General features: G+C 35.3%; 12 protein-coding genes. All 12 read left to right on the top strand.

Annotation, left to right across the window (positions count from 1 at the left end; translation table 11 throughout):
* Window positions 1-259: 259 nt before the first annotated feature.
* The 12 genes from NSQ89_RS20105 to NSQ89_RS20050 all read left to right on the top strand — a co-directional run bounded on the left by NSQ89_RS20105 (window position 260) and on the right by NSQ89_RS20050 (window position 12,580).
* Window positions 260-382: a hypothetical protein gene (locus NSQ89_RS20105; RefSeq protein WP_341133194.1), complete on the top strand. Its 123-nt coding sequence runs from the start codon at window positions 260-262 to the stop codon at window positions 380-382.
* Window positions 383-3,568: a restriction endonuclease gene (locus tag NSQ89_RS20100; protein ID WP_341133193.1), complete on the top strand. Its 3,186-nt coding sequence runs from the start codon at window positions 383-385 to the stop codon at window positions 3,566-3,568. It begins immediately after the preceding gene.
* A gap of 58 nt (window positions 3,569-3,626) precedes the next feature.
* Window positions 3,627-5,108 (top strand): type ISP restriction/modification enzyme, encoded by a 1,482-nt coding sequence (locus NSQ89_RS20095; RefSeq protein ID WP_341133192.1) that lies wholly within the window; start codon window positions 3,627-3,629, stop codon window positions 5,106-5,108.
* Window positions 5,109-5,112: 4 nt separating this feature from the next.
* Window positions 5,113-5,871: a hypothetical protein gene (locus NSQ89_RS20090; protein ID WP_341133191.1), complete on the top strand. Its 759-nt coding sequence runs from the start codon at window positions 5,113-5,115 to the stop codon at window positions 5,869-5,871.
* A 209-nt stretch (window positions 5,872-6,080) separates the two neighbouring features.
* Window positions 6,081-6,395, top strand: a complete 315-nt coding sequence (locus tag NSQ89_RS20085) for a hypothetical protein (RefSeq protein ID WP_341133190.1) — start codon at window positions 6,081-6,083, stop codon at window positions 6,393-6,395.
* The gene (locus NSQ89_RS20080) at window positions 6,392-7,468 is read left to right on the top strand and encodes a cell division protein FtsK (protein ID WP_341133189.1); all 1,077 of its coding nucleotides are present in this window, start codon (window positions 6,392-6,394) and stop codon (window positions 7,466-7,468) included. The genes NSQ89_RS20085 and NSQ89_RS20080 overlap by 4 nt, the downstream gene beginning before the upstream one ends.
* A gap of 19 nt (window positions 7,469-7,487) precedes the next feature.
* Window positions 7,488-8,054, top strand: coding sequence for a hypothetical protein (locus NSQ89_RS20075; protein ID WP_341133188.1), 567 nt, complete (start codon window positions 7,488-7,490; stop codon window positions 8,052-8,054).
* A 133-nt stretch (window positions 8,055-8,187) separates the two neighbouring features.
* The gene (locus NSQ89_RS20070; protein ID WP_337078765.1) at window positions 8,188-8,808 is read left to right on the top strand and encodes a replication protein; all 621 of its coding nucleotides are present in this window, start codon (window positions 8,188-8,190) and stop codon (window positions 8,806-8,808) included.
* Window positions 8,795-9,007 carry a DUF3173 family protein gene (locus tag NSQ89_RS20065; RefSeq protein ID WP_341133430.1) on the top strand — a complete coding sequence of 71 codons (213 nt, stop codon included), beginning with the start codon at window positions 8,795-8,797 and terminating at the stop codon, window positions 9,005-9,007. The genes NSQ89_RS20070 and NSQ89_RS20065 overlap by 14 nt, the downstream gene beginning before the upstream one ends.
* A 3-nt stretch (window positions 9,008-9,010) precedes the next feature.
* Entirely contained in the window at window positions 9,011-10,228 is a 1,218-nt protein-coding gene (locus NSQ89_RS20060; RefSeq protein WP_337078763.1) for a tyrosine-type recombinase/integrase, read from the top strand.
* Window positions 10,229-10,561: 333 nt separating this feature from the next.
* Window positions 10,562-11,491: a ribonuclease H family protein gene (locus NSQ89_RS20055; RefSeq protein ID WP_341133187.1), complete on the top strand. Its 930-nt coding sequence runs from the start codon at window positions 10,562-10,564 to the stop codon at window positions 11,489-11,491.
* The gene (locus NSQ89_RS20050) at window positions 11,492-12,580 is read left to right on the top strand and encodes a type II toxin-antitoxin system RnlA family toxin (RefSeq protein WP_341133186.1); all 1,089 of its coding nucleotides are present in this window, start codon (window positions 11,492-11,494) and stop codon (window positions 12,578-12,580) included. It abuts the gene before it with no gap.
* Window positions 12,581-12,604: the final 24 nt, after the last annotated feature.

The raw sequence follows: 12,604 nt of genomic DNA, 5'->3' as shown, positions 1-12,604 counted from the left end.
CGACAAAATCTATTACTGAGAACGTTGATTTGACGCCATTTAGATAAAACTCAAGAGACGAAAAAAGATGAAAATTCGTTTGAATTGTCTCCAAAACTGTCTCCAAAATTTTAGCCGTTCCTTGTGGACGGCTTTTTACTTGTGAAATTTTAGCCGTTCTTTTTGGACGGCGGATGAAGCTGTTAGATGATACAATAAACTATATAGTAAAGTTCAATCTGTTAGAAAAATAATTGATAGATTATAAAGGAGCCGTAAAATGACACAGTATAGCACAGCACAACACAGCGTAATTAATGAGTATTTTTTAAATCATGAATTAACAAAGCTAAAATTATCAGGTTCGATTATTTATATTACCTGGAAATCGGAGGTGGCGTAAATGTCTGAAGAAATGACGGATTATCAAGTATCAAATGATTCAGAGAAAATATTTGATAAAATACTCAAACAAATAAACGAGTCGGCAGGTAGCGTTCAACGTGACCGTGGAACATACTTCGAAAAACTTGTTGAAGTTTATCTCCAAAATGAACCCGTGTATAAAAATCTCTACTCAGATGTTTGGTTACTTCATGAAGTTCCTGCTGAATACGGTATTTCTAAAAAAGATACTGGTGTTGACTTAGTCGCCCGTAATAAAAATACGGGTGAACTAACAGCAATACAGGCAAAATTCTATTCCGGAAAAGTTGGCAAAGCTGAAATTAATTCGTTCATTGCTGAACTCGGAAAGGATTATTATTCATCAGGGATGATTGTATCGACAACAGATGAATGGAATCAAAATGCACTTACTACGGTTCAAGAGCAAACGAAGCAAGTTCAGCTGATTGGCTTGTCAGATTTACTCCATTCAAAAATTGACTGGTCGAGTGTCAACTTTGAAAAACCGAAAGAAATCATTGTTAAGTCACATAAAGGCTTACGTGATTATCAAAAACAAGCAATTGAAAAAGCAAAGGAATATTTCACCACTCATGACCGTGGAATGTTAGTAATGGCTCCGGGTACAGGGAAAACTTTTACCTCTCTAAAAATGGTTGAACAGTTTGCAAAAGATAGCGGTCAAAAAGTTTATAACGTCTTGTATCTTGTACCTAGTATTCAATTATTAACACAGACACTTTTTAGTTGGAACTCAGATGTATTGGATGATTTCGAACTTAATTCCTTTGCGGTAACTTCGGATAGAAAGGCTACCAAGAAAAAAGCCAATGATGATGACGCTGATATTCAAGCGACTGATATTGGTTTTCCTGCAACTACAAGAGCTACGGATGTTGTTAAAAATTATGAAAGTTTACCTGAAACAAGTGATAAAATCCGTTTAAATGTTGTGTTTAGTACCTATCAATCCATTGATGTTATGCATGAAGCACAAGAAAATGGGTTTCCAAAATTTGATTTCATTATTTCGGATGAAGCACACCGTACAACAGGTTTTCATGAGCAGAACCAAGAAGAAAGTCCTTTTGCAAAAGTCCATAGTAACAAGAACGTAAAAGGAAAATTGCGCTTATACCAAACGGCTACACCAAAAATCTATTCTGATGATGCAAAGTCGAAAGGCATTGAAAAGAGTGTTGTCATTGCTTCAATGGATGATGAGTCGATTTTTGGTACTGAAATTTTCCGTCTAGGTTTTGGTGAAGCCGTTGCCCGCGGTTACCTGACAGACTATAAAGTTATGGTGCTTACTGTTGAAGAAGAAGCTATGACAAAAAATCTTCAACAAACGCTTGCTGACCCAGAAAATGGCTTAAATATTGATGATGTCGGGCGGATTGTTGGTGTTTGGAACGCTATGATTAAACGCGAAGGCGCAACGGGTAAAGTTAGCGGTACACCTATGAAACGGGCTATCTCATTCATTGATACAATCAAGAATTCTGAAAAAATTTCCAAAAAATTCAATGCCGTGGTAAATGAATATCTTGGTGATAACGCAGAAGATAGTTTCCATATTGAAGTGAAACACGTAGACGGTACATTGAACGCTTTACAGAAAAAAGATGCAATTGATTGGCTTGCAGGTGATATTGATATTGATGAAGCCCGTGTGCTCTCTAACGTTAAATTTTTGACGGAAGGAATTGACGTGCCAAATCTTGACGCAGTTATCTTCTTCTCTCCTAAAAAATCACAAGTGGACATTGTGCAGGCAGTTGGGCGTATCATGCGTAAGTTTGAAGGCAAAGAATATGGTTATATCATTCTACCGATTGTCATTCCTGCGGGCGTAACGCCTGAAAATGTCTTAGATGATAACAAGACGTATGCGGCAGTTTGGCAAGTGCTGAATGCACTTCGTTCCACAGATGAACGTTTCAATGCGATTGTAAATCAGTTGCAGTTAAATAAGAAAAAACCTGAAAACATTAATATCATCAACCCTGGCAAAGGTCGTCCAAGAAAACCATATTCTGAAACAGATTCTTCAAACGGTGTGGACGTTGATACCCCGCAACAAATGGAGTTAGAACTCTGGGATAATATTGAGGACGCTATTTTTGGGAAGATTGTTCAAAAAGTTGGTGACCGCCGTTACCTTGAAGATTGGTCAAAAGATGTCAATGAAATTGCCCAACGATACATTCGTTGGATCAATGAGCGCTTAGAAGATAATGACAATCCTATCAAAGAAGAATTTGATAAATTTATTAGCAGTCTGCGTCATAATATCAACGAAAGTATCACGCAAGAGTCAGCCGTTGAAATGTTGGCACAACATTTGATTACAAAACCAGTCTTTGAAGCGTTGTTTGATGAATACAGTTTTGTCAATAATAACCCTGTTTCTTCAGCTATGGAGTCAATCGTTGCCGAATTACAGAAAGCGGGCTTCGAGAAAGAGCAAGAAAAACTTGAACCATTCTATGAGTCGGTAAAACTTCGAGCTAGTGGGATTGATAATGCGGAAGGTAAACAGAAAATTATTGTTACCTTGTATGATAAGTTCTTTTCTACTGGTTTTAAATCAACAACGGAGCGTTTAGGAATCGTGTTTACGCCTGTTGAGGTGGTGGACTTTATTGTTCATTCAGTTGATGATGTTTTGAAAAAACATTTTGGTAAATCGTTGGCTGATGAAGGAGTGAATATACTAGATCCATTCACAGGCACGGGCACATTTATTGTCAGAACCCTAGCATACTTGAAGCAACAAATGGATAATGGTGAAATCACCCTTGCTGATATTACTAGAAAATACACGCAAGAACTTCATGCCAACGAAATTGTATTATTGAGCTACTACATTGCAGCGATTAATATCGAAGCTACTTTTGATGAAATCAACGGTGAAGAAGGCTATGTTCCATTTGAAGGAATTGTATTGACTGATACTTTTGAAAGTACAGAAACCGAAGCTACTCTTGATGATGAATATTTTGGTACAAATGATGAACGATTAACTAAACAGAAATCCTTGCCTATTACGGCGATTTTTGGTAACCCCCCATATTCTATTGGACAATCTAGTGTAAATGATGATAACGCAAATTTATCATATCCAAAACTTGAAAAAAGTGTAGAAGATATTTATAACAAATGCAGGATTTATTGATAGTCAAAGTGCAGATGGTTTAAGGAAATGTTGGAAAGAAGAGTTTAACTATATATATGTGTTTAATTTACGAGGTGATGCTAAGCGGACATCAGGAGAGCTACGCCGAAAAGAAGGCGGAAACGTTTTTGGCGAAGGTAGTCGTACGCCCGTTTCAATTACAATTTTAGTAAAAGATAACTCAGAAAAACATGAAATTTACTATCATGATATTGGTGATTACTTAACTCGTGAAATGAAGCTTAAAATTATCGAGGACTTTAACTCAATAGAAACGATTCCTTGGAATAAAGTACATCCAGATTTGAATAATGATTGGATAAATCAAAGAGATGAATCGTATTCGTCATTTAAACCGTTGTATGATGAAAACGATTTGAATAGTTCTATTTTCAAAAAACAAATTACGGGGGTCTATCCTGGGCGTGATAATTGGATTGTATGTTTTAACAAAGAAAAAGCTCAGGAAAATGCTGAAAAGTTGATTGATAATTATAATTCTGAAATGGAACGATTAAAAGAAGTCAATGACCGAAAAGAACGACTTGCAGAGAGAAACACAAATGAAAAGTTTATAAAGTGGTCAGCTAAATTAAATGATAAATTTAGCAAGAAGCAACCTTTGGAAAAATCTGGAAAAGTTGTTCCGTATTTGCATAGGCCTTTCGTTAGAAAATGGTTATATTGGGATGATGTTATGAATGAACGTGCGAGTAGTTATCGTGGTATTGAAAATATCATGGGGAAAGTTCTTTATATGCAAGGTGCTGGTTCTAAAAAAGTTTTCTCAACCTTATTCACAAAAACGTTACCTAGCCTTCAATTAATCCATAATGGTAAAGGTTTCCCTCAGTACATTGAAGAGGATTCATTCGGATTAGTTTCGAATATTTCAGATTCGTTTGTGAAAAAGTATGATGATTTACAAAACGATGAAATTTTATATCTTTTGTACGGGTTAATGCATTCAAAAGAATACCTAGAAAAATATGCGAACGATTTGCAAAAGGATTATCCTAAAATTCCGCGCTTGAAAAATTATCATGATTTTGTAGAGGTCGGCCGAAAACTTGCCGATTTACATTTGAATTATGAAGATGTTCCACCTTACTCTGAATTAAAAATTGTCATGAATGACAATCCTAGCTATCGAGTTAATAAAATGAAACATCCTAAAAAAGGGAAATTAGATACGATTATTTTTAATTCCGATATCATGATTACTGATATTCCTGAGCAAGCTTACGAGTATGTTGTAAATGGAAAAGCGGCAATTCAATGGCTAATTGAAGAATACAAAGTGAGCAAGTATTCAAATGGATTGACTGATGATCCGAACGATTTTTCAGATGACCCGAAATATATTTTGAATTTGTTGTTGAGTATTATCAACGTATCAATGCAGACTGTTGATTTGGTAAACAGCCTGCCACCTCTTGAAATTGTGAACGATAGTAAGTCGGTTAATTATCAAGCTATGATTGAGGATGATTTACCAACGGTTTCCGAAAACTCTATTGGTTATGATGGTGAGGATTAGTGAGATGGTTAAATTAATCAAAGAAAATCCATATCCGAAAACCACTCAATTGATTTATTCGCAAGCTTCAGAACGCATTGATGAAAAATACAATGAGTGGGCAGAGCGTCAACCAAAACGTCCTGCAAAGGTGGACGTTTATTCCGACACTAAACTCCTGACTAATGTATTGGAATACCACATAACTAAGAAAATAAATGATGGAAATTATTCTAAACTGGTTAGCTTGGATTTGGCAAAGGCGTTAGTGACGAATCTAGGTTTTAAAGACTTAAACGAAGTGTACTGGGGAGACCCGCAATTTTATTTTAAGGATTATATCGTTACGTTACTTTTGGAAATGCAAGAATCAGAAGATTATAGTGGTTACTTTTGGGATATTCCATTATCGACAAAAGAAGATGTTGAAAAATTTTACCGGAATTATAAAGATGAAATTCTAAATGATGGTGAAAGAAGCCAGTCTTTGTTATCACGTTTTATTGATTTTACCTATAATGTTCACGAAAGCATAGAGCCTGTTGGAGATGTTTTTGAGTTCCAAGATGTTAAAGTTGATAATAATAGCGGACTAAAAAATGTAAGTTTAGAAACACTCACATTTGAAAATTTACCTAATTCATTGGATGTGTTTATTAATGAAATTCTATTGTCTTTTATTTGGGGCATTGGTTTTGACGATTTTAATGAACGCTTTGAGCAAGAGAGTCAAAAGAAGCATGATCTTTCCAGAATAAAGATAAAGAAAATTAATAAAAAGTAGTTCAACCATAAAACCTTCGCAGAAAGTGCGGGGGTTTTATTTTTTTTATTTTTAAACTCCCTCACCTCTCAAAAAAAACATTGGCATACTTAATTCATCAAGTACAGCAGGACTTGATGATAAACCGATATGTTGGTTGCAAACAACTTGGCGGACGGGTCGGTAAACTGCTGATAGCCGATACTATTAAATTGATGAGGTACAGAACCATGAAAACACGTAATTCACAAAGCTCTTACAGCTCAGAAACCACGGCAAAATATATTGCAGATGATAAGCCAATCTATAATGTATCATCTGAAGTTGAAACTCAGTACAACTATATCGAAAAAAAGCGTACGGATGAAGTCAAGGGGTATAAACTTTACTTTTCTCAAGAAGGTGTAAATCCTTTTGCAGTGAAGTTTGCAAAAATTCCGTCATTACCACCGTTTCTTTCGGAAGTGAAACTTGATAACTTAGAAGCGATTGAAATTCGTTCTAATGTTTACTTCCGTGCCGAAGGGGTGCGCGTGGTTAAATGATAAAAAACAGTTTGCTGTTTACAAAGTATTTATTGCAGGGGCTAAACATGGCATTGCAGATTAGCGGAGAAACCAGTTACTCAAATTCGTTTGATGTAAAGGTAACGGATGAAGGAGTCTACTTCATCCCCCGCATGCCTGCAAGCTATCTTGTTGATGATGACCTTTATCAAAAAATATTTCTTATCATGAACGCCATGCTTTACCCTGAATACACTTTGCTAAAACAATCAGGAGCGTATTTTGTTCCACTAGATACGGATGATATTCATGTCAAACGTGCTTTATTCTTTCCATGGATAAAGGGGATTTCAAAACGGCTTCTGATTTCAGATATTGATAGTTTTGTAGAACGCTTGCCACTTAACAAAATTCCTATCATGGAGAATCTAACAATAGATCTGAACAAGATAACTAGCCTTGCTATCGCAGGGAACAGCGGTTCAGGTAAATCTTATGCACTCACGTATATGCTTTGTGTGCTGAAACGGTCGTCACAACTTGTTATCATTGACCCAAAGTTTGATGTGCCGAGTAGGTGGGGAAGGGAAAAAAATGTTCCAGTTGTCGCCCCTAACGCTAGCCGAAGCAAGTCTGATTTTGTATCGGAAGTGAATAGTGAATTGAGTACGGCGCTCGAATTAATTCAACAACGGCAACAAGTGCTGTATAACAACCCTACTGCTGATTTTGAACATTATACGGTCGTTATAGATGAAGTATTGGCGTTAAGTGATGGCGTCTCAAAGCCAATAAAAGACGCATTCTTTAGTTTGCTTTCACAGATAGCGCTATTAGGTAGAGCGAGCAAAGTTCATTTGCTCTTGGTTTCACAGCGTTTCGATAATAACGCCATACCTATATCGGTTCGGGAACAATTAAATGTACTCATCCAGGTTGGTAACATCAATTCTAAAACCACTCAATTTTTGTTCCCTGATTTGTCGCTTGAAGGAATAGTCATACCTCAAGGTATTGGGACGGGATTGATACAGATAATAGACTCCGAGCACCCTTTTCAGATTGTTCCGTTGCTAACGCCTACATTCAATAAATTAGAAGGGATAATGTAAAATGAAAAAATCGTATTTTATGCGGACGTTCCGTTTGAATGGCTACTTGCTATTAATTTCTGTATTGCTATTTGTTGCTGATTTCGGTTTTAAGTTGATTGGGATATTCCTGCAAGGTCAAGAAAACGGCAATATGGTTAAATACAATCAATTTCTCAATAAGTATGTGGTGATTGTTCAACACGGATTGCAACATGTGCTAATCGTTTCGATTTTAATCACACTTGCGATTATCTTACCCGAAGTCATTACAAGGGTTTTAAAGGATTCAGTGATAAACATTGGTAAATCAATCTGGCTTACTTTTCGAATAAGAAAGTTTTTACAGATGAGGGCGACCTACGAGGAAGAAGAAAACGTGATATTTAGGTACAACAAGGCGGTTAATAAAGCCATTGTTGACGTTCGCAATGATAGTGTTGTGTTTATGGTCAAACTCCCTAATGAATTTGGGATACATGGCATGATTTCGGATAATAAAGACGCTATGCGTGATGAAATTGCTAATCGGCTTACCGAGTATTCATTTTCAAATATTGAGAGAGTGAAAAGCTACCTAAGGCTTGATGGAACAAGAATTAGATAGAACAGAACAGCGGAGCTTTTGCTTGCCACAGGCAAGGGCAAAGAAGCTCCGCTGTATTTTTCAGGAAGAATGAAACGGTACATATTACTACGACAATATGTACCAATAATCAATAATCAAAGGAACAGATACTATGAAAAAACAGAAAAAAGAGAAGCGTTCTAGTAAGTGGACGTTTATTATTTACAAGGAAAGTGTGCCAGAAAATTATCTGGACATACTCGAAGAAATGCAAGTGCCATTTGTATTGAGTCCGTGGCATGATAAAGATGTTGATAGAGAAACAGGGGAAATAAAGAAAGCTCATAAACATGGGGCGCTGTTCTTTGATAGTTTAAAAAGTTATTCGCAAGTTTCAGATTTAATCAGCGAAAATTTGAATGCCCCGGAACATGTTGAGCCAGTTCATTCACCAAAAGGAATGTACGATTATTTTATACATGCACAATCACCAGATAAAGCACCTTATAACATTGAGGATATCGAGAGCGGTTCGGGGTTTGATATTGCAAAATTTTTAATGGAGCAAGAAAGCGGAACATTCTTGAACACAGTGATTGATATTATTGAGGAACAAGATTTCACTAATTTTGATTCGCTTGTTAGCTATGCAAGGAAAAACAATTCACTATTGTTAAGTTTGATAGTCGATAAAACCTATTTCTTTGCAAGGTTACTTGATTCAAGAAAGTTTCGGAAGGAAAGAAATAGCACAAGAAAAGCAACGAAGAATGTTGGTGATGAAGATGAATAAAGAAATGGTAAATTGGCAAGATTTAGAACGCTTGGGCTTTCCACCCTACACAGCGAAAAGTATCATTCGACAAGGCAAGGCATTTATGGTACAACAAGGATATGAGTTTTATCAAGGGAAGCGGGTGTCCGTTATTCCTTTGAAGGCGGTAAAATCCGTTATCGGTGATATTGAATTGTCGTCCGAAACGGAGGAATAAAAATTGCCAACAACACAATATGCAGGTGTGTTTACTGATGATAAGGGGCAGTTTTACTACGAAGCCAGTCTTGGTTTCGATCTTATCACAGGGAAACGCATTAAGAAAAAAGCACGCAAAAATCAGAATGGAAAACGTTTCTCATCTGCAAGAGAGGCATACAAAGAATTAACTCGTGTACGCAGTGAGTTCTTTCAAACAAATGGCTACTCAAACTATGATATGACCTTTGAACAATTCATGAATGATGTGTATTTGCCTTTTTATGAAACGGATGTTCTTGAACAGACTTATCAGAGCCGAAAACCAATGCTAAAAATCATCATGAACCGTTTCGGTAAGAAACAGCTTCGAGCGATTACCATTCAGGATGTACAACATTTTCGTACGTGGCTCTTGTCAAAACGGCGAGGTGGTGCAAACTATTCAAACGGTTATGCAAGTCTGATGTTTTCAACTTTGAAGAAAATTCTAGGTATGGCGGTTAGTTTGCAATATTTGGAAACCAATGTTGCCACGAAAGTGAAAGCAATTCCTAAAGGTAAAGCAGAAGTGGCGTACTGGACTAAACAAGATTTTGAGAAGATTATCAATCAAATTTGCATTGATGATTTATATGAACACCTTTGCTTTGTCATGCTGTGGGTTTACTTTAATACTGGCGTTCGTGTCAATGAAGGAACATCGCTCTGGTGGAATGATGTTGATTTCAAGAAAAAAACTTTACGTGTAACGCATATGTTGATACTTGAAAGTAAAACAAACTGGCAACGGCAGTCTTACACAAAAACAGAAGCAGGCAGTCGCATTATTAGCCTTGATGATGATACGATTGAAATTTTGAAAGCGTGGAAAAAACGACAAGCGGAAGAAGTCGGCAATCTTGATTTCATATTTAGCTATGATGGTAACCCAATGATTAAGTCAACCATTGCCCGCATTGTCAAACGGTATGCAAAAATTGCAGGCGTTCCAGAAATCGAAGCAAAAGGACTTCGCCACAGTCACGCAAGCTATCTCATTAACGAATTTAATGTGTCGGTTCTGATACTTTCAAAACGTCTCGGTCATTCAAGCCCAGAAATTACATTGAAGCACTATTCGCATATGTATTCAGGTATAGACCAAGAAATTGCACAAGTCATGAATGGAAATATCAAAATTGAAACAGCAAATAAAAGCAGTGTCGCATTTAATGGAAATCAGGCAGTGAAAAAGTAACTGTCTCCAACACTGTCTCCAAAATAAAAAAAACACTCGTAAACGTTGATATGACAGTTTTTTTAGAGCCTGAGTTCTACATTGAGTGGGAGTAATTAAATGAAAGTTAGAAAAGCTTGGATAGCCTATTACTAATAGGTTTTCTCCGAGCTTTTTTATTTATTGATACCAATACTGATACCAATATTTTGAATTTTTTTGATTGCAAAAAAAAACAAATGTGTTATTTTTTATATAGTGTTAATTTCTGGAGTATAAGGGATTATTTTAGAGATGATAAATGTCTTAATAAGTTAAGTTATTTTAAATTCCTAGAAAATTGAAGGTGAATAAATGGGTAAATTTTATGCTGTAAAAAAAGGGAGAAAAATCGGTGTCTTTAAAACATGGGAAGAGTGTAAAGCGCAAGTAGATGGTTTTGCAGGTGCTGCATACAAGTCATTTCCGACATATGAAGAAGCTCAAAAATTTGCTTTCGATGTTGTGAGAAAAAAGACAATAGAAAAAGCAGAACTCCAAGCATATATAGATGGAAGCTTTGATAATGATAAAAAATATTACAGCTATGCTAGTATTATTTTCTTTGAAAATAAGCGAATTGAAATAGCTGAAGCTGATAATAATCCTGAGATTGTTGAACAAAGAAATGTAGCTGGCGAAGTTAAAGCTATTATGTCAGTAGTGAAATTCGCATTGGAAAATAATGTTAAGTCCATAGAGGTTTATTATGATTATGCTGGGATAGAAAAATGGGCTACAAAAGAATGGAAAGCTAAAAATAAATTTACACAAGGATATGTAGAATTTATTGATAAATATAAGGACGTATTAGATATTCAATTTAATAAAGTAAAATCCCATTCTGGGGATGAATACAATGATCAAGTAGATGCTTTAGCTAAAGAAGCTTTAACGAATATAAATAAGCCTATAAAAAGAGTTATTGATTTATCTTCGAATGAAGAACAAATAGGCGTTTCTGTTGAGGGTATTACTCGAAACGAAAATTTAAGTATTTTACAAACATTAAAACCTACAAAGAAATCAGTGAATTTAGGTTTAATTACTGGTGATAAATTAATCTCTACGGAAGAAATTTATGAATTACTAAAAAGAGAATGGAAAAAAAGTGGGGGTAAGCTTACTGACATAGGAGAAATTAGGACCGCTTATGATATAGAAAATGATCTATTAATTTTTAGTGTAGTAACCAAAGATCAGAAAAATCATATCATAAGTATTAATAAAGGGGAATGGAAATAAATGCCGAAGACAAAGAAGAAAAGTTATTACATAAATAAAGAAGGACTTGAAGGAATTATAAAGGATTATTGCGAAATAAATAATATAGAGTTGAAAAATCCTGCTAACAAGCAGACTAGATATACTCTAGTGAAGGAAACAAAGGAATTTTATTTAGATGTCTATTTTAAGGTAAACAATACGATATCTGTTTCTCCTGTAAATACTGGAGCAAATGTTGATTTGGCAAGAGAGCTAGAAGGTATTATAGATGCTAGCTCAAATTATAGTGATGTAACTAGAGGAACGTTTTCTGCTAAGATTAGTACAGAACATTTTACTTCTTTAGTAGAGTATATTAACAGTCTAAAAGGCGTTGACAAGACTAGAGATGATGATAAGGGGGATAATGGAAAGGTAGTTCAATTTATAACTGATTTTGGTGATTCTGTTACTTTAACTTATTATGAGAGTAAAGGAAAACTTTATTTTCAAGGTTTGTTTATGAATTTATATGTAATAATTAAAGCATATATTACTCCATTAACAGCAGATTCAATTTCTGAAACAAGTATTTTCAAAGAAGTTCCAAATGTAACTACTGTTGAGAAATTGATAGCACAAAATTTACCTAAAGGATATAATTTACTTGACCCCATAATGGCTGGCTTCATTTCTGATTCGTTTACAATGATTGTAGCTGATACAAAGTTAAATGACTATGCTGCTTGGGTAATGCCAACAATGAGAGTTCTCGAACATGCAATAAAAAGAGTATGTCTGGATAATGAAATTTATCTGAAAGATGAGCAGGGCTTCTTTTATTATATTGATGAGGAGCAAGAACAAACTGCACGGTTATTTTTCACAAATTCGGGCAATATAGTATTGAATAGAGATCTTTCAAGACATTTGACAGTTGCTATTGATACTGATACTATTGATGTTTTAGTGAGATGTTATGATTATTTGAAAAAAAATCGTCATGAGATGTTCCATACAGTTCAATTAGTTGAAGGTACTAAACTAGTACCTACACGTGAAGAAGCAAGAAGTATAATTATTGGAGCGTGTAAATTGATTGAGGAATCTTTAATATTCAAATTATAAAAAATAAATCTAGGAGGGATGGTT

The organism is Niallia sp. FSL R7-0648 (assembly GCF_038007005.1).
Classification (GTDB): domain Bacteria; phylum Bacillota; class Bacilli; order Bacillales; family Cytobacillaceae; genus Niallia; species Niallia circulans.
The sequence above is the reverse complement of the archived record's forward strand: the minus strand, read 5'-3'. Positions and strand labels throughout refer to the sequence as shown.

Bases quoted from the DNA above. Each gene is read 5' to 3' on its own strand.
- NSQ89_RS20075 (WP_341133188.1), top strand. From the start codon at position 7,488: ATGCGGACGTTCCGTTTGAATGGCTACTTGCTATTAATTTCTGTATTG.
- NSQ89_RS20090 (WP_341133191.1), top strand. From the start codon at position 5,113: ATGGTTAAATTAATCAAAGAAAATCCATATCCGAAAACCACTCAATTG.
- NSQ89_RS20055 (WP_341133187.1), top strand. From the start codon at position 10,562: ATGGGTAAATTTTATGCTGTAAAAAAAGGGAGAAAAATCGGTGTCTTT.
- NSQ89_RS20080 (WP_341133189.1), top strand. From the start codon at position 6,392: ATGATAAAAAACAGTTTGCTGTTTACAAAGTATTTATTGCAGGGGCTA.
- NSQ89_RS20050 (WP_341133186.1), top strand. From the start codon at position 11,492: ATGCCGAAGACAAAGAAGAAAAGTTATTACATAAATAAAGAAGGACTT.
- NSQ89_RS20085 (WP_341133190.1), top strand. From the start codon at position 6,081: ATGAAAACACGTAATTCACAAAGCTCTTACAGCTCAGAAACCACGGCA.
- NSQ89_RS20070 (WP_337078765.1), top strand. From the start codon at position 8,188: ATGAAAAAACAGAAAAAAGAGAAGCGTTCTAGTAAGTGGACGTTTATT.
- NSQ89_RS20100 (WP_341133193.1), top strand. From the start codon at position 383: ATGTCTGAAGAAATGACGGATTATCAAGTATCAAATGATTCAGAGAAA.
- NSQ89_RS20065 (WP_341133430.1), top strand. From the start codon at position 8,795: ATGAAGATGAATAAAGAAATGGTAAATTGGCAAGATTTAGAACGCTTG.
- NSQ89_RS20105 (WP_341133194.1), top strand. From the start codon at position 260: ATGACACAGTATAGCACAGCACAACACAGCGTAATTAATGAGTATTTT.